This window comes from Sulfurimonas sp. SWIR-19, assembly GCF_020410885.1.
In the GTDB taxonomy this organism is placed as follows: domain Bacteria; phylum Campylobacterota; class Campylobacteria; order Campylobacterales; family Sulfurimonadaceae; genus Sulfurimonas; species Sulfurimonas sediminis.
Map to the genome: position 1 here is coordinate 1819499 of NZ_CP084578.1, position 21388 is coordinate 1840886.

Annotated in this window: 22 protein-coding genes; 5 read left to right on the forward strand and 17 right to left on the reverse strand. The window is 37.3% G+C overall.

Going from position 1 to position 21388, the window contains the following annotated elements; genetic code table 11:
• Window positions 1-27: 27 nt before the first annotated feature.
• Genes LCX93_RS09485 through bioD form a run of 4 tightly spaced genes read right to left on the reverse strand, consistent with a single transcriptional unit; the run spans window position 28 to window position 3814 of the window.
• Complete coding sequence (locus tag LCX93_RS09485) at window positions 28-1344, reverse strand: sensor histidine kinase (RefSeq protein WP_226066077.1); 1317 nt, start codon at window positions 1342-1344, stop codon at window positions 28-30.
• Complete coding sequence (locus tag LCX93_RS09490; protein WP_226066078.1) at window positions 1341-2279, reverse strand: aminodeoxychorismate synthase component I; 939 nt, start codon at window positions 2277-2279, stop codon at window positions 1341-1343. Before LCX93_RS09490 ends, LCX93_RS09485 begins: the two co-directional genes overlap by 4 nt.
• Window positions 2276-3145, reverse strand: a complete 870-nt coding sequence (locus tag LCX93_RS09495) for an aspartate carbamoyltransferase catalytic subunit (protein WP_226066079.1) — start codon at window positions 3143-3145, stop codon at window positions 2276-2278. The genes LCX93_RS09490 and LCX93_RS09495 overlap by 4 nt, the downstream gene beginning before the upstream one ends.
• A 21-nt stretch (window positions 3146-3166) precedes the next feature.
• On the reverse strand, window positions 3167-3814 hold the full coding sequence (gene bioD, locus LCX93_RS09500) for a dethiobiotin synthase (RefSeq protein WP_226066080.1): 648 nt from the start codon (window positions 3812-3814) through the stop codon (window positions 3167-3169).
• Between the two features lie 138 nt (window positions 3815-3952).
• Here bioD and LCX93_RS09505 point away from each other — a divergent pair, with 138 nt between their 5' ends.
• From LCX93_RS09505 to LCX93_RS09515, 3 genes are read left to right on the forward strand one after another with little or no spacing between them, the layout of a single operon-like run.
• Window positions 3953-4114: a hypothetical protein gene (locus LCX93_RS09505; protein ID WP_226066081.1), complete on the forward strand. Its 162-nt coding sequence runs from the start codon at window positions 3953-3955 to the stop codon at window positions 4112-4114.
• Between the two features lies 1 nt (window position 4115).
• Window positions 4116-4286 carry a hypothetical protein gene (locus LCX93_RS09510; protein ID WP_226066082.1) on the forward strand — a complete coding sequence of 57 codons (171 nt, stop codon included), beginning with the start codon at window positions 4116-4118 and terminating at the stop codon, window positions 4284-4286.
• An 11-nt stretch (window positions 4287-4297) separates the two neighbouring features.
• Window positions 4298-4618 (forward strand): hypothetical protein, encoded by a 321-nt coding sequence (locus LCX93_RS09515; RefSeq protein WP_349636699.1) that lies wholly within the window; start codon window positions 4298-4300, stop codon window positions 4616-4618.
• A gap of 138 nt (window positions 4619-4756) precedes the next feature.
• Here LCX93_RS09515 and ilvC read toward each other — a convergent pair whose 3' ends face one another.
• Window positions 4757-5779 (reverse strand): ketol-acid reductoisomerase, encoded by a 1023-nt coding sequence (ilvC, locus tag LCX93_RS09520; RefSeq protein ID WP_226066083.1) that lies wholly within the window; start codon window positions 5777-5779, stop codon window positions 4757-4759.
• 156 nt (window positions 5780-5935) lie between these two features.
• Here ilvC and LCX93_RS09525 point away from each other — a divergent pair, with 156 nt between their 5' ends.
• Both LCX93_RS09525 and LCX93_RS09530 read left to right on the forward strand, forming a co-directional pair.
• Window positions 5936-6586: a hypothetical protein gene (locus tag LCX93_RS09525; protein WP_226066084.1), complete on the forward strand. Its 651-nt coding sequence runs from the start codon at window positions 5936-5938 to the stop codon at window positions 6584-6586.
• Window positions 6577-7314, forward strand: a complete 738-nt coding sequence (locus tag LCX93_RS09530) for a hypothetical protein (RefSeq protein ID WP_226066085.1) — start codon at window positions 6577-6579, stop codon at window positions 7312-7314. The genes LCX93_RS09525 and LCX93_RS09530 overlap by 10 nt, the downstream gene beginning before the upstream one ends.
• Here LCX93_RS09530 and LCX93_RS09535 read toward each other — a convergent pair.
• The 12 genes from LCX93_RS09535 to LCX93_RS09590 all read right to left on the reverse strand — a co-directional run bounded on the left by LCX93_RS09535 (window position 7298) and on the right by LCX93_RS09590 (window position 21370).
• On the reverse strand, window positions 7298-9799 hold the full coding sequence (locus tag LCX93_RS09535) for a bifunctional diguanylate cyclase/phosphodiesterase (protein ID WP_226066086.1): 2502 nt from the start codon (window positions 9797-9799) through the stop codon (window positions 7298-7300). The two genes, LCX93_RS09530 and LCX93_RS09535, sit on opposite strands and share 17 nt — an antisense overlap.
• A 76-nt stretch (window positions 9800-9875) precedes the next feature.
• Window positions 9876-10271: a Holliday junction resolvase RuvX gene (ruvX, locus tag LCX93_RS09540; protein ID WP_226066087.1), complete on the reverse strand. Its 396-nt coding sequence runs from the start codon at window positions 10269-10271 to the stop codon at window positions 9876-9878.
• Window positions 10272-10273: 2 nt separating this feature from the next.
• On the reverse strand, window positions 10274-11611 hold the full coding sequence (mnmE, locus tag LCX93_RS09545; RefSeq protein ID WP_226066088.1) for a tRNA uridine-5-carboxymethylaminomethyl(34) synthesis GTPase MnmE: 1338 nt from the start codon (window positions 11609-11611) through the stop codon (window positions 10274-10276).
• Between the two features lie 3 nt (window positions 11612-11614).
• A complete protein-coding gene (locus LCX93_RS09550; protein WP_226066089.1) occupies window positions 11615-12499 on the reverse strand; it encodes a Jag N-terminal domain-containing protein in 885 nt (294 codons plus the stop codon).
• A complete protein-coding gene (gene yidC / locus LCX93_RS09555; RefSeq protein ID WP_226066090.1) occupies window positions 12499-14109 on the reverse strand; it encodes a membrane protein insertase YidC in 1611 nt (536 codons plus the stop codon). Before yidC ends, LCX93_RS09550 begins: the two co-directional genes overlap by 1 nt.
• 3 nt (window positions 14110-14112) lie before the next feature.
• The gene (gene yidD, locus LCX93_RS09560) at window positions 14113-14436 is read right to left on the reverse strand and encodes a membrane protein insertion efficiency factor YidD (protein WP_193150329.1); all 324 of its coding nucleotides are present in this window, start codon (window positions 14434-14436) and stop codon (window positions 14113-14115) included.
• Complete coding sequence (rnpA, locus tag LCX93_RS09565) at window positions 14417-14755, reverse strand: ribonuclease P protein component (protein ID WP_349636712.1); 339 nt, start codon at window positions 14753-14755, stop codon at window positions 14417-14419. Before rnpA ends, yidD begins: the two co-directional genes overlap by 20 nt.
• A complete protein-coding gene (gene rpmH, locus LCX93_RS09570) occupies window positions 14743-14877 on the reverse strand; it encodes a 50S ribosomal protein L34 (protein ID WP_013327469.1) in 135 nt (44 codons plus the stop codon). Before rpmH ends, rnpA begins: the two co-directional genes overlap by 13 nt.
• A gap of 69 nt (window positions 14878-14946) precedes the next feature.
• Window positions 14947-17523, reverse strand: coding sequence for an ATP-dependent Clp protease ATP-binding subunit (locus tag LCX93_RS09575; RefSeq protein ID WP_226066091.1), 2577 nt, complete (start codon window positions 17521-17523; stop codon window positions 14947-14949).
• 105 nt (window positions 17524-17628) lie between these two features.
• A complete protein-coding gene (locus LCX93_RS09580; RefSeq protein ID WP_226066092.1) occupies window positions 17629-18510 on the reverse strand; it encodes a 1-aminocyclopropane-1-carboxylate deaminase in 882 nt (293 codons plus the stop codon).
• A 6-nt stretch (window positions 18511-18516) separates the two neighbouring features.
• The gene (locus tag LCX93_RS09585; protein ID WP_226066093.1) at window positions 18517-19347 is read right to left on the reverse strand and encodes a peptidylprolyl isomerase; all 831 of its coding nucleotides are present in this window, start codon (window positions 19345-19347) and stop codon (window positions 18517-18519) included.
• A 58-nt stretch (window positions 19348-19405) separates the two neighbouring features.
• Window positions 19406-21370 carry a response regulator gene (locus tag LCX93_RS09590; protein ID WP_226066094.1) on the reverse strand — a complete coding sequence of 655 codons (1965 nt, stop codon included), beginning with the start codon at window positions 21368-21370 and terminating at the stop codon, window positions 19406-19408.
• Between the last annotated feature and the right edge of the window lie 18 nt (window positions 21371-21388).

Genomic DNA, 21388 nt, shown 5'->3' on the forward strand with positions numbered 1-21388 from the left:
ATCTATTATAACCCAATCAATCTAAAATTAAGCTAGTTTCTTTGGTACTTTAAAATGAAATACAGTACTGTTTTTTTCACTCTTCACCTCTATTGTTGTGTGAAACTGTTTTTGCATTATCATTTGTGACATGTAAAGGCCAAGTCCTGTACCATTCTTGCCTTTTGTACTGAAATAAGGTTCAAAAATAGAATCAATATGCTCCTTTTTTATCCCTCCCGCATTATCTTCAATTTCTAACTGCAAAGCATCTCCCAGGTTTTGAACACGAATAATTATTTTCGGATCTTTGATCTCTCTTGCAATAAGTTCATCAACGGCGTTATTTAAAATATTCAGCAGTACCTGAATAAGTTCATTGGTATATGTATTGATAACTGCACTGTTTTTTTGCATATATACAATTTTTATATATGTTTCTTTGAGTCTCGGTTTAGTAAAATTAATCGCTTTTTGTATCAACTCGTTTATCTCTATGGTACTTATCTCTTTTTTTGGATGAAAATAGGTCTGAAAATCATCAATCGTGGTCGAGAGATAGGCAATAGTATTGTTGATATCTTCAAAAGCGGTTTCATACTCTTTTTCTCTGATCTCTTTTCCCAACAGACGTTTTACCTGTAAATTTGATATATTGAGAGTAACAGTTGAGAGTGGCTGACGCCATTGGTGGGCTATCATGCTTATCATCTCGCCCATAACCGCCTGCTTGGACTGCACAGACAATATTTTATCTTTTTTCGTCAGTTCATCCAGCTGCTTTTTCAGCATATTTTTCTGCTCAATGATTAAACTTGCCGCTTCCTTCATACGCTTTTGATAAAAATAGATAATGATACTTACAAGAATAAGCACAAAAGAGATATATGTCACCTGAAACAGAGAATATGATACATGTACTAAAGGCTGTAGCGGTGCAATGAGCAAGAAAAACACCATTGCCGCAACCCAAAAAAACACATGTCTGTCATTTCCAAAATAGAGCAGAACAATAGGATAGGTAAAAATCCATATATGTTTTAATTCTTCAGGCTTGCTCATATAGACCAGGAGTAAAAACAGTATACTGTACTGCAGAGTCATCATAAAAGATATGACTTTAAAATACTTTTTATTGATACGTAAAGCCAACATGAGTACAACAGCACTCAACAATAAAACAGTTTCTACAGGAATAAGTGTCGGTGTTGCTCTGAGAATATTTGCACTGATTCCAAAAATCAATCCGGCAAAGGAGAGTAAAAAAACAATATTCACCATTTGAAATTTATTTTTCAATTCACTTTCATCTTCTTTAAAATCCCAGCCACTGGTAAAAAAGTTGTCTAACAGTTTGTTTTTCATGGTAAATATATCTTATCCTGTAGTTCTTTATACTCACTTTGCACATCACTGTCCAAAGTAATTCCACCGCCGCTTTTATAAAGATACCCCTCGGCACTCTTTTGTATAAAACGTATCATCACACCGCTGTCCAGGCTGTTCCCGTCAAACACACCAAAAACTCCACTGAAAAATCCGCGGGCATATCCTTCAATATCTTCAATAATATTGACAGTACTTTTTTTGGGTGCACCGCTGATACTCCCTGCCGGAAGAAGTGTTTGTAATATCGTACCGAGTTCTTCCTGCCAGTTTACATGTAAAGAACCGCTTATATGGGAACTTATCTGTAAAAGTTTCTTCTCTCCGGCTTCTATGGTCTGTATATAACGAAATCTCTCTACTCTAACATCAGAAGCAACCATGGAAAGATCATTTCTGAGTAAATCCACTATCATAATATGCTCAGCCATCTCTTTTGCATCGGCTAATATTTTTTTCTCGGCATTGACTTTGGCAGCGTCAATAGTGCCTTTCATCGGAAAGGTATGAATCGTATTGTCGGCAATCTGTATAAATTTTTCAGGAGAAAAGCAGAGAAACTCATCTTTATAACGCAGTTTATAATACGCATTTGCCATCTTGAACATCTCTTTTAAAGTAAGATCTGTTTTTACAGGTGTCTGTTGGGTTAGGTTGATGATATAGGTCTCGCCTGATTTAATCTTTTCAATAACAGCATCAAATTTTTTTTTATACTCTGAAAATTTTATGGGATCAGCCTTAAGGGTATGCAAATGTTTTTTGAAACTGTACTTTTCGTTAATACAAAATTCTATATCTTCTTTTTCCAGATCCTCAAGAAGAACTACCTCAACATTTTCCCCTTTGAAGTCACTTATAAACAAAAACGGCTTTTTCTGTTTTGCCAAAACATTTATTTTCTCAAAACTCATGCAATCAGTTTTTTGAGTATAGCCATTCGTATATTAACCCCGTTACTCACCTGCTCCAAGACCTTACAACGCTTGTCTTCAAGCATTGCATCACTGATATCGATATTTCGATGGACCGGCCCCGGGTGCAGGAGTATAATATCTCTGTCGCCGACCAACTCTTCTGTAATACAAAAATCACTTGCATAATCTTTGAGTGAGGCATAACTTTGCGAGGAGTGTCTCTCTGTCTGTGTACGCAGACTCATAACAGCATCAACCTCATCAATGATTTCCTGCAGATAATGTGTCGTTCTCAAATGCGTTTTTGGTAAAAAATGCGGCGGTGCCACCAAAATCACCTCCATGCCAAACCGTGTTAGGAGTTCTATATTTGAATTGGCAACGCGGGAGTTTTTAATATCTCCGACAATCGCGATTTTTTTTCCTTCAAGTGAACAAAAATGTTCCATCAGTGTATACAAATCCAAAAGCGCCTGAGAAGGATGTGCATGGGCGCCGTCTCCGGCATTGACAATGCTTGCCTTGGTATGCTTTGAAAGAATCTGGGGCACACCCGCATTTTCATGACGGACTATGATGGCATGCGGTCCCATAGCATCAAGATTCATTGCAGTATCTACAAGTGTCTCCCCTTTTTTTGTAGAACTTTTTGCAACATCAAGATGCACTATTTCAGCACCGAGTCTTTTTGCGGCTATTTCAAACGAACTTTTTGTTCGTGTCGAATTTTCAAAAAAAAGTGTAATAATAATTTTATCTTCTAAAATTCTTTCAAAACGGCCGTCACTGAATTTTTTTGCATCTGCCAACAACTCTTGTATCTCTTCTTTTGTAAAATCATCAGTGCGTATTAAATGCTGCATTTTTATCCTAAATTATATAATTTACAAATTATACAAGAGTTGGCTTATAGTGTCAATATCCTTTTGAATTTTCAACACACCAAATCCGCTTTTGTCAAAATAAGGCCGACTGATTTTATCAAAACCGGCCTCTTGATCCCTGCAGTTAAATCCAACGACATGCGCAATATTTTTATCTTCCAAAGCTTTTTTACTCAGCAGGGTATCATTTATGCAGCCTAAAGAGCAGTGTGTTACCAAGAGTGCGGGTGCTTCAAACTCTGCTATCAGGTCAATAATCATATACTTTTCATCCACAGGCACATACAGTCCGCCCGCCCCCTCAATTATCAATACATCACACAGTTTTTCAAGCTTTTGCACAGTTACATGTAATCTGCTCATATCAAGTGCCGTACCGCCTGATGCGACAAAAGGAGCGGCAGGAAGCTCATAAGATACAGGCACTATATCTTCTGCATGTAAACCCAAAAATTCAGGATTCAATTCCTGCACTGTTTTTAACAATTCACTGCCATCAGGATAAAAGCCATCAACAACACCCGTTTCTATCGGCTTCATCACACCTACACGCAAACCACGTGAAGCAAATGACTCCAATAAAAGTTTTGTAGTGTATGTTTTGCCTATATCGGTATTGGTGGCTGTCACAAAAATACGCTTTGCCAAATGTATCTCCTTTTTTCAAATTATATCATAGAAAATTAAATTATATATTGATAACAACTATCAATATTAATATATATTTAAGAAAGAGCATGCTACAATTTCAAAAATTGATACTTATTATCATTAAAAAGGTTTCTTATGTCAGATATAATACTAAAATCAAAAATACAGGCCCTGCTGCATCAATCTGCTTATGACAAAAGTGTTAAACTCATTTGTCCTATTGTTAAAATACTTTCCATGAGATATCCATATCTTTCAAAAAATAAAATTTATACACTCACAAAGTCTCTTGTATAACATGAAGATAAAAGAATATATCGGTTCTATTATAGCAAATGAAGGGTATGGCGTCTGTTATGAGCCGATAATAGAGCTAAAAAATATGGAAATACTATCATATCTCCCTGTGAATTCTTTAAGAGCATCCATCAAAATATTGAACTCTTTTTTTATGTTGAAACAGTTTTGAAAAAATTTCAGTTGCACCATCAACCTCTTGGAAAAAAACTGTTTTTAAATCTGGACCCTGATGTTGCAATCAGTGATCATCATGTTGCATTTTGGATTGATTTTTTTCAAAATACCAACAATGTTGTTGTGGAAATTATTGAAAATTCTGACGAAGAAAATGCTCAGGATGTTGAAAATTTTATGGACTGGATGAATGAATATGAAATATCCTATGCCTATGATGACTTTGCCAAACCAAACAGTATCTATTTTACCTCTCTGTTGTGCAGAGCAGATGTTATTAAACTGGATATAGACGTTTTAAAGAGAAGATTTAAAAAATTTCACTGAATAGAGTCTTAAAAAACTCTCATAAAAACTAAAGATTTTTGTTTCATGTGCTTTAGATTTGAATGTTTTTGTAAAAGAGGCTACTGAAGTAGCTGACTGCACAAATCATTCAAAGATGAAGTGCAGTCAGCAAAAAGATTAATTTTTATCTTGGTCTACTATTTTGTTGGCTGAAATCCACGGCATCATTTCACGTAGTTTCACACCAGTCTGCTCAATCAATGAAGCACGGGCGTTGCTTCTTTCGGCATTCATACGAGGGTATCCTGCCTGACCTTCAAGTATAAAGTCTTTTGCAAATCTACCGTCTTGAATCTCTTTAAGAATCTCTTTCATTGCTTCTTTTGACTCTTTGTTGATAACACGCTTACCAGAAACATAGTCACCATACTCGGCCGTGTTAGAGATAGAGTATCTCATATCGGCAATGCCGCCCTCAAACATCAAGTCAACGATGAGTTTTAGTTCATGTAAACATTCAAAGTAAGCCATTTCAGGAGCATATCCGGCTTCTGTCAATGTTTCAAAACCGGCTTGCACCAAAGAAGTCACACCACCGCAAAGAACAGCCTGCTCTCCGAAAAGGTCAGTTTCTGTTTCGTCTTTGAAAGTTGTCTCGATGATAGCAGTACGCCCGCCACCGATTGCAGATGCATAAGAGAGTGCCAGCTCTTTTGTAGTCCCTGAAGGATCATTTTCAATAGCAATAAGATCCGGAATACCACCACCACGAACAAACTCAGAACGTACAGTATGTCCAGGAGCTTTTGGTGCAATCATCGTAACATTGATATCATCCGCAGGAATAATACTCTTGTAGTGAATGTTAAAACCATGACCAAAAGCAATCGTGTCGCCCGCTTTGAGGTTTGGCTCAATCTCTTCTTTGTAAATTCTTGCCTGATCTTCATCCGGAAGAAGGATCATAACAACATCTGCTTTTGCAGTAGCTTCAGCAACTGTTAAGACCTCAAATCCTTTTGCTTCGGCTTTTGCCCAGCTAGCGCCGCCTTTACGAAGACCAACAACAACATCTACACCGCTGTCTCTTAGGTTTTCAGCGTGTGCGTGCCCCTGAGAACCAAATCCTATCATTGCAACTTTTTTGCTTCTGATTATATTAATATCACAGTCTTTATCATAGTAAACATTTAATGCCATTACATTTCCTTGAGCTTCATGGGGTTATCCCTTGAAAAATTTGTCGCATTATACTCTATTAATAGTAAAACTTTTATTATACTAAACTTATAACTTCTGTTAAATTATCTGAGTTAATCTCATACTCTGTATAATATGAAAAAATTTGGAGAAAAAATGAAAAAATTCAACCTCTTTAATGAAGTGATTACAGTGGATAAATCGGAACTGCTTCAAGCAATAAACTCTGCAAAAGAGTACGGCATCAATATAGACGGAGCAATAAAATATGCACCTTTTGACGAAAAAGAGATTCTTATTTATCAAGGAAAATACACACCTCAGCCCGCAAACGCCCTTGTCAAAGCACAAGCACCAACACTTGCAGAGATATTTGGAAGAAATTATCAAATTATAGAAAATAAAAACAAAGTTCTTATTAAAGCATTTTCCAATTGGCAGGAGTTGATTAGAGTTAATACACCTCGAGCTTCATATGATGATACCACAGGCGACGGTGTTGACAAGTTTGCTGATGAAGCACTTGAAGAGATAGGCTGGAATGCAACAGAATTTGACATAAACTACAGAACACTTGTTGATGTCCTTGAAAAAGAGTGTGAGGGAACACTGCTGTGTATAGAGCAGGAAGATCCGTATAAATTTAGCGGACTGGGTTTTTTGAATGATGACACACATGCAAAAGAGGTTCTTTTTTCCTACTGTCAAAATGAGATTAAAAAACTAATGCGCGAAGATTCTTTATATACAACAGAAAAACTTACTGATGATGAAAAAGAAGCAGCTGAGTATTTCAAATGTCTTTAAACAAACAAAAGATTACTATAGAACATAAATACAGAGGTTCTATAGAATTTCCAGACACGATAGAAGCAAAAGATATTTTTTTTAAAACAAAACAGGCCTATGCCAATCATGAAAAGATGAGTATAAACCTTCTGTTTTCCGACGCAAAGCTGGCACAACTAAAAAAGTATCAAAAAGGCGGCGCAGAAAAAGAGCTGCTGAACCTGGATTTTTATATACACCTGGGGGAAATTCTGGGTTTTGACACAAATGACGCCCAACAGTTAAAAAAGCGTATTCAAATTATCAACGATACGGCACATTCAAGTTTCAATATTACAAAAAGGCTCAAACTTATCAACAAAAAACAAAAATCACAGGCCAAACAAAGTTATCTTTTTTGGGATATAGAAAATTTTTCAAGTATTGCCTCGATTTTCAATGATATTATCGAGCCTTACAAAATTTCTGATACCAATATTTTTTTAGCAGCAAATCCTGATTCCCTCTATCTTAAAAGAGCAGAATGGGAGGCAAATTTATATGATTACGGCAAAACACTCAACTCATTTAATTTTATAAAGTGTGATCATGGAAAAAATGTGGCAGATGATGTTTTACTGCAGAATTTTCAAGATGCCGGATTAAGAAATACAAATGTCTTTATTTTGACTTTTGACAGAGAATTAAAAGAACGTTTCAGCGAAATAGCCCATCCAAGCAATAATCTTTTCATAATGGCTCAATAAGCTTTTCCTGTGGTTCACCAAGGTAATACCCCTGTGCATATTCTATACCAATTTCTCTGACAACATCCAACACCTCTGCAGAGTGCACAAACTCTGCTATGACTTTTTTCCCAAGTTTTTTTGCAAATACAACAATTGTTTCGACAATCAATCGCGAATTTTGATCCTGATGGATATTTTTAATCAGTGAACCGTCTATTTTCATATAATCACATGAAATATTTGTCATGTATTGAAAATTGGCAAATCCGCTTCCAAAATCATCAATGGCAATGGATGCGCCTGATGCATAGACTTCTTTTGTAAAATCGTTTACAATATTTTCGTTCGTATACTCCTGTGTTTCCAGAATTTCTATTGTTAACTGCTTTGCAATATCATACTCTTTGATTTTTTCAAAAAGAAAATTTCGCATTTTTTCGCTGAATATGTCACTGAAAGAGAGGTTGATGCTAAAGTCCAAACCGTTGTCGGCAAAAAAAGAAAATGTTTTTTCTATCATAATTTCAGTTATTCGAGGATAGAGTCTTATTTTTTCGCTGATTTCAAGGAAAAAGTAGGGAGAAAGAATTTTTCCATCAGCTTTTTTCAGACGCACAAGTGCTTCATATTTTTCAAGTTTTCCTGTTTTTATACTAAAAACAGGCTGATAGTACGGAACAATATCATCATTCTCTATCGCTCTTTTAATCTCATTTGCCATTTGCAGATTTGACTCATATTTTTTTGCAAGTTCTAAAGATTTATTGAAAATCAGGTAGGGTTTATGTGCTTTTTTTGCAGCTTTGAGCACCATATCGGCATTGGCAAGACCGGTTTTTTTCTCATTGATATATGCTGCAGAAACAGTCACTGAGACATGAATAACCTGATCTTTTACCAAAAACTCTTTTTTTTCTATAGTGTTTATAAGCTGTTGAATTGTATTTTCTATAACGGTATAGGTTTGCTCCTGATTTGAAATAATCGCAAACTCATCCGAAGGCAACTTAAACAACTCCATTCCTGCATTTTGGGTAAATTCGTGTAAATACTGCGACATTTTTACCAATACAGCGTCGCCTACAGCATGCCCGTAAAAATCATTTATAGTAGTAAAATCATCAATATTTACCAGAAAAACTGTCTCACCTACACACTCATCTATCCTGTGAAGCAGACTCAATCTGTTTGGCATCTCTGTCAATTTGTCAAAATATGCCTGTTTGTAGATAAACTCCGCACTTCTTTGCACTCTTTTTTCAAGTTCGGCATTTAACTCAGCCAACTCCTGCGATACGCTGTTTGCCAGGTTCGCAAGGGCATATTCTGTACTCACTGTAAAATCTTTTTTGTGTATAATACTTTTTTTGTGAACACTCTCGAGTGTTTCATTGCTTTCGCTGAGACCAAGCAGCGTAATGGATTCATTAAGCAAATCACTTTTTTGATTAGAAAAAAATTCTCCATAGGTAAAAAAACCACTTATGTCACCAAGCGTAGAGAGCCCTTCCAATTCATACTCTATATATTGTTCCATAAAACGTCTTCTTGCCATACAGGAGTAAACAAATACAGCTTCGGGCTGAAATTGAAGTCTGTCAAATATTTTATCAAGCTGATATTCACCGCTTTTTAGCAGATTGTCAACATTGCCTACACCAAAACGGACCTTCTCACCCTCTTGCAGATTGCCGGCAAAGGTCAAAGAACCGTCTTCATGTTTAAACAGTACTGCTCTGCCTATGTTCACCCCGTCTTTTTCAAATATAAGCGGAAATTCTATACCGACTTGAGGAAGATTTTTAGCCAGTTCTTTGCCCATATATTTTGCATACATATCTACGGCACTTATACCGTCTATCTCATATACTCTGTTTTTTACTGCTTTTGTAATTGTAAGCTTCTTGCCTATAGGTGTCCAGTCAAAACTGTAGTGGGTAAAAACATTCAATACATCAGAATTTAAAGTAACACCGACCGCTCCATTCTCAGTAATATGTGTATTGTTAAATACAAAAGTCTTTTTGAGTTCTCCGTTGTCACCGGCCAACCCGCCTGAAACCACAATGTCTGGATTAATACTGTTAATGCCTTTTAGGAACTCTTCCCCGTTTGTGTGGAGTCCGTCAGCAAAACTGATGAGTGCTTTTGTATTGGGGCGAAGAATTTTTCTTAATAATTTTTTACCGCAGATATAGCTCATTTGTGTAGAATCGGTATGCTCTACAAGGGTAGACTGCAACGCTGTCTTTTCAAATTTTGTAAAGGTTGCGACATGCTTTGATGCAATGTAAATATCTGTATTGTGCAAGGCACCATCTGTTGTTGTCCCGATAATTGTAGCCTGGGGATAAGTTGCTGTAAAATAGTTTTGTATCTCTTTTATCTCTTGAAGATTATTATCTGCACAAAATATCTGTATAAGTGTTTGGGAGTCTGAAGCAAAAGGCTTCATTTTTTTTAATTCTGATATATTTTTAAAAGTTATAGTTTTATTTATCATTCTTATATTTTAGTGAACTGAAGCTTTAATATCATTGATACCATAGCAAAGCAGTAGGAATATTGCTGTTTCAGGCTTACTTTGTGTTAAGTTGTAAAAATCTTTGTAAAATAATCATTGCTGAAAGAGAGTCCACCCGACCATCACGGATATATTTTATTTTACCTTTCATCATTTGCTCCGCTTCAAGTGAGCTGCCGGCTTCATCCTGATAAAAGGTTTCTCCCTCAAAATCAACCAGATTCATAAAATGTTCAATGCGTCTGCGCATCTCATCTTCACTGCTCCCACCAAGGGGAATACCTATGACAACCGCGTCAACTTCCCACTCTTTTATGGCTTTTTTCACTTCTAAAGAAGCCTGGTTGCGGTTTTTTCTTATAATTGCGGGAAGAGGAGTAACAATCTCTTTATGTGCTGAATATGCCAGACCGATACGTTTGAGCCCCAAATCTATTGCAATATATTTCAAAACTATTTCCCCAGACAAAAAGAACCGAACATTTTATCAAGCATTTCATCATTTTCAAACGGACGGGTAATGCCTGCCATTGCTTTTACAGCTTCATTGAGATGAAAAGAAAATATTTCCAATGCCTGATCTTTGAGCGGTTCAAAAGCCTCTTGTATATTTTGCATTGTCGTTTCAACTGCAGAAATTTGACGCTCAGAGATAAGCATAATCTCATCACTTACATTGTTTCTGTCCATAATTTCTTCAAGTTTTTTGACCAAAGCCGTCACATCACTCTTGGAATTCAGTGCCAAATCAAAAGTCAAACCCGGCAAGTCAAATTTTTCTTCCAGATCTATTTTATTTTTAACAACAAGTATCTCTTTTTTTTCTTTGTTTGACGCAATAAGTTTTACTATCTCTTTGTCCTGTGCATCTGCAACGCGCGAAGCATCAAACAAAGCTATAACAATATCACTTTCATGGATTGCCTCAAGGCTACGCTGTATTCCGATACGCTCTATTTCATCGTTTGATTCACGAATACCGGCAGTATCTACAATGCGTATAAGATGTGTGCCTATTCTGACCTGTTCTTCGATTGTGTCGCGCGTTGTGCCGGCTATATCACTGACTATCGCACGATTGTAATTGAGCAGGGCATTTAAAAGTGAACTTTTTCCGACATTAGGCTTGCCTATAATAGCCACCTTAAACCCTTGCATCAATCCCTCTCTTGACTTTGAAGCTATAAGGGTTTTTTCGAGCAGTGCATAAAGTTCCTCAAGTTTTGACTCTATCTGTGCTACCAAATCCTGAGGTAAATCTTCTTCTGCATAATCTATAGTAACCTCACTGTATGCCAGTATATGGATAATCTCATCTCTGACCTGTTCTATAAATTCTTTCAAAGAACCTTTCATCTGAGAAGCCAGAATTTTTGCCGCATCTTCACTTTTGGCTTCTATAAGCTGTGCTATGGCTTCTGCTTCACTCAAGTCAATTCTTCCGTTTAGAAAAGCCCGTTTTGAAAATTCACCGGCATTGGCAAGACGAGCTCCTGCTTTGAGTGCTGCTCTGAGGATACTCTGTGCAACAATAAATCCACCGTGACACTGAATTTCTACAACATCTTCAGCCGTAAACGAAAACGGTCCTTTAAAATAAATGACAATAGCTTCATCAATAAGCTCATTTTTAGTATCATAAATATTTGTAAGTGTTGCATGTCTGGGGGTGAAATTTTCTTTACATGTAAGCTGTTTTGCTATTGTCAGAGCTTTTTCACCACTCAGACGAATAATAGCGATAGAGCCTATGCCATTGGCTGTTGCAATGGCAGCTATAGTCTCATTCATGGTCTAATTGTTGTGGTAATCATTGATGATTATATATTTCAGACCGTCTTTTGTAGAACGGATAACTACGTATTTGTCCGGATAGCGTTCACGCAACTCTTTGAGTGCAATTTGTACCAGCACACCGTCAAGTATTTTTGTCTGTGCCCGTCCGTCTCTGTCAATATTTTCATAAACATTTGTTAAGTATCTGCCAACTGATTCTTCCTGGTTTTTTAAAAACTCTGCTATCTCAAGACGTATTTGCAAACCATATTTTGTATTAATCCAATTAAACAGCATATAAGAGAGAGCCTTGTATCTGTACCCCTCTTTCCCTATAAGAAGCGCGGCATCTTCACCCTTAAACTCAATCAAAAGTGTTTCTTTGTCATAGGCGGAAACTTCAACTTTTTCTATATCAAAACAGATAAGAGCAAAGAGTTGGTTAATATCTTTTTCAATCTCTGTAACAATTGTTTCTATATTTGGAGTCTCACTCACTTCTTCTATTGCTATGTCATCATATTCATCATCATAGTCTGCCGTATATGCAAGCCCACTCGCCAGATCTTCTTCGAGTTCATCTTCATCCTGATCACTTACAAACGACGTAGGCATAATAGTATCATTGAGCATTGTATGCTGCTGTATATCATCATTTGTATCCGGCAAAATCTCCTGAGCCTTTTGAGAAGTCTTTTGCGGTTCTTTTTCTTCCTCTTTTTTTTCTTTGGAAATCTCATTTTTTATCGTTGCAACAATTATGGCTTTCTTTTTAAAAAAGCCTAAAAAGCCACTGCTTGGAGCCTGTACAACTTCAACAGCCAACTGCGTTACAGAGCAGTCCAGCGCAGTGGCGGCATCTTTGAATGCACCTTCCAGGGTTACTGCCTCAATCTTAATCATTATTTTGTCTCACTGCTTTTTTCAATTGCCGCTTTTGCATCTTTGGCATTTTTGAACTGCTGATTTACAATATACTGCTGTGCAATTGAGAACAGGTTGTTTGTAAACCAGTACAGCACCAGTCCCGAAGGAAAAGTTACAAAGAAAAATGTAAATATGACAGGAAGATATTTAAATACTTTTTCCTGCATAGGGTCTGTAAAGTTGTTTGGTGTCATTCGTTGCTGTAAAAACATAGACGCACCCATTAAAATCGGCAGCACATAGTACGGATCCATACGGGAGAGGTCGTTAATCCACAGAATCCATGGCGCACCCTGTAACTCAACAGCATTCAAAAGTGTTCTGTAGAGCGCGAAAAACACAGGAATCTGCAATATCATAGGAAGACATCCGCCCAATGGGTTGGCACCGTGTTTTTTATACATTTCCATCGTAGCCGCATTGAGACGCTGCGGATCTTTTTTGTATTTTTCTTTGAGCTCTTTGAGTTTTGGTGCCAGTTCTTTCATTTTTTGCATAGAAACCATACCTTTGTATGTCAAAGGATAGAGTACAATTCTGATAATTGCCGTCAATGCAATAATAGCCCATCCCCAGTTTCCAAAAATTCCGTGCAACCATGAAAGCAGTGCAAAAAGAGGTTTGGCAGCAAAAGTAAACCAGCCATACTCTATAGCATTTGTCAGCATCGGATCAATTGATTTGAGGACTTTATGCTCTTTAGGTCCTATATATCCATGAATATTTTCATCTTTGTCTGCTTCAAAGTAGACAACAGGATTATCATCTTTTCCGCGTTCAACAATTACATTTGTCTCTTTTTTAAATCCATAGAGTATAATCGCAGTGTACTGGTCAAATGAAGATGCAAGTTTCACACCCTGAAATACTTTTCTGCCCTCGGCATCACCGTCTTCTATAATATGCACAACATCATCATCTGTATATATCAGTGCTCCGGCAACTGCCATAAGTTTTTTAGAAACCTGCGGTCTGTCTCCCAGATAAACATAATGTCTGACATCCTTCGATGTAGATATTTTTGCATCATAATGCCCATCTGCATAAAATGTCAATACTTTGGTAACAGTAAGATTTGACAACTTTTGTGTCAATGTAACAGTAACTGGCTTATCAGATAGCTCCACACTGCTTACATTTGCACTGTATGCCACTTTTGTAGCTTCATCATTGACAGCATCATCACTGAAACGGATATAGAGCGGTTTCGTTCCAAATTCCGGAATAACCTGTGCGTGAAGATTGTCATCATTTCTGAATTTCTCTTCAAGCAACTCTTTTGAAGATATACGTCCGAGCGTATCAATCTTTAAAATAAAATTTTTGTTTGTAATTGTAACAATAGTATTTGACGTACCGTTGTTGACTTTTTCCTGCTGAGAAACAGCATGTCCCGAAGCCTCTTCTACGCGTGATGCAACATCTTTGTTCTGTGTATCTGTTAAAGATGCAGCATTCTCTGTTTTAGCATTTTCTGCTACCTTTTGTTCTTCTGGCGGAAATATCGCAGTATAGCCTACGAAAAAAATTATTGACAATAGTACGGCGACTATCAGTCTTTGGTTTGGTGACATTTTGTCTAACACAAATTACCCTTTATATAAAAAATTTTTTATGATGTAATAGCGGTTTTTTTTATTTGGAACCAACCAATATTTTACAGTACCAATTTCAAGTTTAGCGGGGTCTAAAGAGAGCTTGTCCAGGAGTGGATACTCTATTCCGCCGTCAAAAAATTGATTGCAACGTAGTATTCTAGTAAAAGAGTGGTAAAAAGCACTTGAAATTGAATTATTTTCGAAATTTATGCGTGCATATTCGCTACATGTAGGATAATAGCGGCATGATCCATAGCCGATAAGTGTAAAAAATTTCTGATAGAGCCATAAAAGCTTAAGTAAAAGTTTTCGCACGGGTTAATACTTTATGGAAATCGTTGGTGAGTTTTTCAAATGGTGCATCAAAGATTGCCGCTTTTGCAACAAAAACATAGATACCGTCTTTTAAAGAATGGGAGTATTCACAAAAAAGCGCACGAAGACGACGCTTCGCCCGATTACGTTTTACTGCATTTCCAAGTTTTTTGGTGGCAGTAAAACCTACTTTGCGTACTCCTGGTTGAGGAAGGAAAAAGAGGACAACACTCTGAGAATGTTGGTTTTTTCCTTTGTTGTAAACATATTGAAACTCTTTATGGAGTTTTAATGTGTTGAATCCGCCTATACTGTCAATTTTTTACGACCTTTTGCACGACGACGGTTAATGATATTACGACCATTTTTAGTAGCCATTCTGGCTCTAAACCCGTGTGTTCGCTTTCTAGGTGTATTATGTGGCTGGTATGTTCTTTTCATTCGACATATCCTTATCTGATTTAAGTTCGGAAGTTTACAAAAACTTTACTTAAAGCGTGGTTAAGGTTCCTAGGAAACCTTAACTTCCACCTCGCCATTGACGACAGTAAATTCAACGTGAGAGCCTTCTTTAACCGTACCTTCAAGAATCAAGTCAGCCAAACGGTCTTCGACAATTTCGTATAATGCACGCTTCAACGGACGTGCTCCGTATACAGGATCAAACCCGGCTTCTGCAATATACTCTTTTGCCTCTTCGCTCAAAGAAAGTTCAATATTTCTCTCTTTGACTTTGTTCACAATTTCATTAAAGAATATGTCAACGATACCTTTAATCTGTTCTTTGCCAAGTGCATTAAATATAACAACCTCATCCAGTCTGTTTAAGAACTCAGGTTTAAAAGCCTTTCTGAGTTCAGACATAACCATACCTTCAAGTTCAGGACTTCCGGCATGTGTCATAATCTTGTCACTTGCAATATTTGATGTCAAGATGATAATAGTATTGCTAAAATCAACTGTAACACCCTTGTTATCTGTCAAACGACCGTCATCAAGTACTTGAAGCAGCATGTTAAAGACATCCGGGTGTGCCTTTTCTACTTCATCAAAAAGTACAACAGAATACGGTTTTCTTCGCACTGCCTCTGTAAGCTGTCCGCCCTCTTCGTAACCTACATACCCTGGTGCTGCCCCAACAAGGCGCGAAACAGCATGTTTTTCCATGTATTCACTCATATCAATTCTGATGAGTGCATCTTCAGAGTCAAACAAAAACTTCGCCAAAGTTTTTGCAGTCTGTGTTTTACCAACCCCTGTAGGGCCAAGGAACATAAAACTGCCTATCGGTCTGTTCTTATCACTCAGACCCGCTTTGTTACGCTTGATGGCACGCGCTACTGCATGTGTAGCCTGTGATTGTCCTACAACAGTTTCATTGAGCACATCTTCTACATGTAAGATCTTGTCTTTCTCACTTTGAAGCATTTTGTTTACAGGAATACCTGTCCATCTGCTGACAATAGAAGCAATAGACTCTTCATCAACAGAATTTTTCAAGAGAGTTCCCTCTGCCTGCATTCTGTTCCACTGCTCATTCAGGGCTTTTTCTTCTTCTATGAGTTTTGGAATTTCTCCATACTCAATTTCTGCAGCACGGTTAAATTCGGAACGGCTTTTTGCAAGTTCTGCTTCACGGCGTTTTGCTTCTATCTCTGCTTTTATTGCGGAAATTTTCTCAAACACCTCTTTTTCCGTTTGGAACTGAGACTCAAGCTTTCTTACTTTTTCTTCAATATCAGCCAACTCTTTTTCTATCTCTTCAAGTCGCTTTTTATTTGCCGGTGTCTCTTCCATTTTCAGTGCTTCTTTTTCAACCATCAGCTCTGAAAGTTTGCGTTTTGCCGCACTGAGTTCATTTGGCTCAGACTCTATTTGCATTTTAAGTTCCGCTGCCGCTTCATCAATAAGGTCAATCGCTTTATCCGGCAAGAATCTGTCTGCAATATATCTGTCAGAGAGTTTTGCCGCAGCCACCAAAGCACTGTCTGCAATACTCACATTATGGTGTGCTTCAAGTCTCTCTTTGATTCCGCGGAGAATTTGCAGTGACTGATTCACACTCGGCTCATCCACACTTATCGGCAGGAAACGACGTTGCAGTGCAGCATCTTTTTCAAAATATTTTCTGTACTCTTTGAGCGTCGTTGCACCGATTGTATGCAGTTCTCCACGGGCAAGCGCAGGTTTTAGGATGTTTGCCGCATCCATTGAACCCTCAGATGCTCCGGCACCGACAATAGTATGAATTTCATCAATAAACAGAATAATATTCCCGTTTTCTTTGACTTCATCTATAACCGCTTTGAGTCTGTCTTCAAACTCACCACGATATTTTGCACCGGCTATCAATGCCGACATATCAAGCGCAACCACACGCTTGTTTTGTAAAGAAGTTGGAACATTGCCACTTTGAATTCTCTGTGCAAGTCCTTCAACCAGTGCTGTTTTACCAACACCAGGCTCCCCTAAAAGCATTGGGTTGTTTTTCGTTTTACGGATCAGAATCTGCATTGTACGCGCTATCTCTTCATCACGTCCGATAACCGGTGCGAGTTTTCCCTCGGCTGCTTCTTTTGTTAAGTCAATACCATACTTCGAAAGTGCTTCTAATGTTTCATCCGCTGTTTGTGAATCAATTTTAGCACCTCCGCGTGCAGCTTCAAGCTCTTTGCTCAACTGCATGACATCAACATATTTTGGCAGTATTGTTGAAAACGGCTCTGTATTCAAGTTTGCCAATATATATGTATCTACGGCAAGATAAGAATCTCCGTTTTTTGTCATCAGACCTATACCGTTTTCAAGTGTTCGTACAAAATCCTGGGAAAGTTTGATATTCTCTTTTGTCACACTTGAAGATTTTGGCAGTTTTTCTGCCATACTTTTAATGTCTAATTCCATTGCAACTTTATCTATACCCAACTTGTTGAACATTTGGTTCAGTACAGAATCCGAATTTGTTAAAAGTGCCCACAAAAAGTGTACCGGTGTCACTTCCTGATTTTTGTTATGTAACGCCAAAGACAATGCACTCTCAATCGCCTCTGTCATATTATGTGTTAATTTCTCAAAAATGTTATTCATCTCTCAATCCTTTTTTTTATTTATGCTGGAATTATATACTTATCGTGAACTTAATTTTGCTACTTAAGTTGCAAAATCAATTATACCTACCTGAGTCTCTGTTTGTCAAGAATTCTTAGCACAATTACTCACAAATCCTTTTTTTCTATAACGCTCAAGCATACTTTCATTGCCACTTACTCCGCCACTGTGAATATAGATAATCTTTTCACTTGTCTGTTCAAGCAGTGCCTGCCACATTGCCGGAGCATAGAGTAAATCAAATTCGATTCCCTTTACATGTAAAGCGCTGTATATCTCATAAAACTCTTTATAGGGTTTTGCAAAATGGTATTTTCTCTTTGGTTCCAGGATAACAAGATTGTCCGGAATTTCCGCCAAAGCACGCATTTGCGTTTTGAGATAGCTGCTGTCTCCTATGCAGGGTGTTGTATAAACTCTGTACTCAGGTAAAGCAAGTGCCAAAAAAAGTGCTGTTGTTCCTGTACCTGAAGGTGTTGCAACTGCCTTTACATGTAAGCCTCTGCTTTGTTCCTGTATCTCCTGCGCTAAAACTTTCAATCCTGCTTTTGCTTCTTGTACTGCGCCGCCCTGATCAACAAAACAGGTTTTTGCATTTACATGGAAGCGCAAAGAAGCAATAAACTCTTTATAAAAATCATTTTCTATCTCTCTATGCTGCATACCTAATTTCAGCGCATGCGCATAGTTCCCGCTATGCTCCTCTTTTTGTGTTGCAGAGAGTTTTTTTGTATAGTAAAGAAATTTCCATTTTTTTTTCTGACATAAGGCGGCCAATGCCAGCATAGCATTGGACTGTGTTCCACCGTAGGATATCAGCGTGTCATAAATGTGGTCTGGAGTATTTAGGAGTGTGTAGAGTTTTCTGTATTTGTTCCCTGCCAAACAGGGATCAATGAGGTCATCTCGTTTGACAAAAAACTCTCTCTCTTCTAAAATAATCTTAGAAAGAGGAGAGTTTTGCATGCATAGCTACTTAATAGATGCTTTTTTCTGCAGTTCATCCATTTTTTTCTTCATAACAGCTTTGAATTTTTCCATTTTCAGACGCTGCTCTATAAATGCTTTGACCTCATCAAAACTTCTTGTCATTGACGGTTTTTTATCTTCCACATAAATAACATGGTATCCAAACTGTGTTTTAACCGGCTTTGTTGTCACTTCGCCTTTTTTCATAGAAAAAACTTTATCATTAAAAGCAGGTACCATTTGCCCTTTACTGAAATATCCAAGATCTCCGCCTTTTGATCCGCTAGGTCCTGTAGAATATTTTTTTGCCAGTTCTATAAACTTTTCTTTAAGTTTTTCTCCGCTTAAATGTTTCAACTGCGCAATGATTTTTTCTGCTTCCTCTTTGGTTTTTACTAAAATATGACGGGCATGCACGCTCTCTTTTTCATTAAATTCTTCTTTGTTTTTGTTATAGTAATCTTTTAACTCTTTTGTTGAAATTTTAATGCCGTCGAGCAGTTTCTTCTGCCAAACCTGAATAGCAAGCTCTTTTTTCATTCTCTGTTCAAGCTTCTTGTATTCACTCTTATACTCCGCAGAGTTGATGATACCGGATTTTTTGGCATCATCATAAATCAACTCTTTGCCTATAAGCTGTTGTAAAACCTGTTGTCTGAATGCAGCCTGACGATCAGCCGGTACCTGATTAAAACGCCCCTGTGTCGCCTGCATCAGCTCCTGGTCGACTTCTTCCTGGGTAATCGGTTTTCCGTTTACTGTCACTAGTGTTTTTGCACAGACGACTGAACCTGTTAACAACAAGGCAGATAATAACATTGTAATTTTATTCATTATAGAGTTCCTTACTAAATTGATAAAGAGAAGTTTAATAACAATATATTAATAGTTATTAAACAGATTCATTTTCATAGCTTATTTTAAGGTATTTGTCTAAAATATACTCCAGCTTGTCTCTTGTGAGCGGCTTTGAAAGGTAATCATCAAGCCCCTCTTCCAAAAGCATCTCCTTGTCTCCTTCCATGGCCATTGCTGTCAGAGCAACAATCGGTGCCTGTGATTTTAAGAGCATCATATCTTTAATCTCTTTGGTTGCAACAATCCCGTTCATATACGGCATATCTATATCCATAAATATAATGTCATATTTTTTCTCTTTATACATTTTTACCGCTTCAAGCCCGTTAGAGGCGGTAGAAACATCTATGTTATACTCTTCCAGGAGTATTTTTATCAGACGCTGATTAATAAGATTGTCTTCCACAACCAAAGCCTCGGTTTTATCTTTGAGCGTAAGTTCATTTTTATCTTCATTGGTATATTTGTAGCTGTTTGCCATATACAGATGTTTGGCTATCACACTGGCAAGCAATGGTTTTTCTATCACTTCATCAATAATATGTGTCATCTTTGTTTGCAGCTTTTCATCTTCATCCAAAAGAAAAACAACAGGTGCCTGCTTTTTGTATGTCGCCAGATCCAGTATCCATGACGAATCACCCTGGTCACCTACCACATAAAGTTCATCTATATCTGTATAAATATCATCATTGAGTTCGGAAGATTTTGTCACATCAATAGCAAAAGAACGCAAATAGGTCGTTAAGAAATTGGCATCATCCACTTTTTCTTTATCCAGTAAAAGCACTTTTGCTTTTTTATTTGGCATCATTTTGTAGTTTTGCCCTCTTGAAGCTTTAAAATCAAGAACAAAATTTACATAGGTACCGTTGTCTAATTCACTTTTTATACGTAATTCTGATCCCATCAACCGTACCAGACCGCTTGAGAGACTCAATCCTATGCCGAGTCTCTCATCTGCATGACTGCCTGCGGTAAAAGGTTCATCCATAAGAGATATTTGTTCTTGAGACATCCCCTGACCATTGTCTTTGACACTAAAACCGACAGAACAGACTCCGTTTTGGAGTCGTTTTAAAAGTTTTACTTCTATAATAACCTTACCGCCATGCGGTGTAAACTTAATGGCATTTTGAATGATAGAACGCATAACCTGCAAAATTTTGTTTGCATCACCCTCGAGTTCCTGTGGCAATTTCGGGTCTATAAAACTCATAACCTGTACCCCGTTGTTGCTTGCTTTGTCAAAACATGTATATATGAGTTTCTCCATTGCAACAAGAAGATTGAAAGGTTCTGACTCCACTGTAAGACGTCCGCTTTGTAACTGTGCCAAATCCAAGAGACTTTCAATATTATTCATCAGATTTTTAGAAGAATAGTCAATCATATCAAGGTATTCATTCTGATATTCGTTGAGACTGGTCTCTTTGAGCAGCTCTATAAATCCGAGAATTCCATTCATGGGAGTTCTAAATTCATGCCCTATATTGGCCAAAAATTTTGTTTTTAGCTTTTCAACCTCTTTCACCTGCAAACGTGCTTTTTCCAACTCTGTAACATCTTTTAATTCTAATATATACAGCTTCATGTTTTTTGAATACTTGTGACACTTTGCTTCAATACTGAGAAGTTGTCCCTTTGCATCGGTCATATTTACCCTGTAACCATCGCTTTTGTACTTTTTAATATAGTCCAGCCAACTTTTGTCAGACTCGGTAAAGATCTCTTCACTCTCACTCAAAAACATGTCACGAATACTTTCATTGGCTCTTTTAAAATCTTTTATATCAAAATAATTCATTGTAGTGAAAAAAGTTTTATTCGCACCTATCCACCCTTCGCCTTGTAAAAAATAGAGCATCATAGTATCACTGCTGTCTGCCGCTTCAATAAAAAAATCTTTGTCCAATTGTGAAAAAAGAGTCTCTTTTTTTTTGCCTGTATCATACACATGCGTGTTTTTTTGTTTTGAAAACAGTGAAAATATGCCCATCTTTTACCCCTTTTAAAA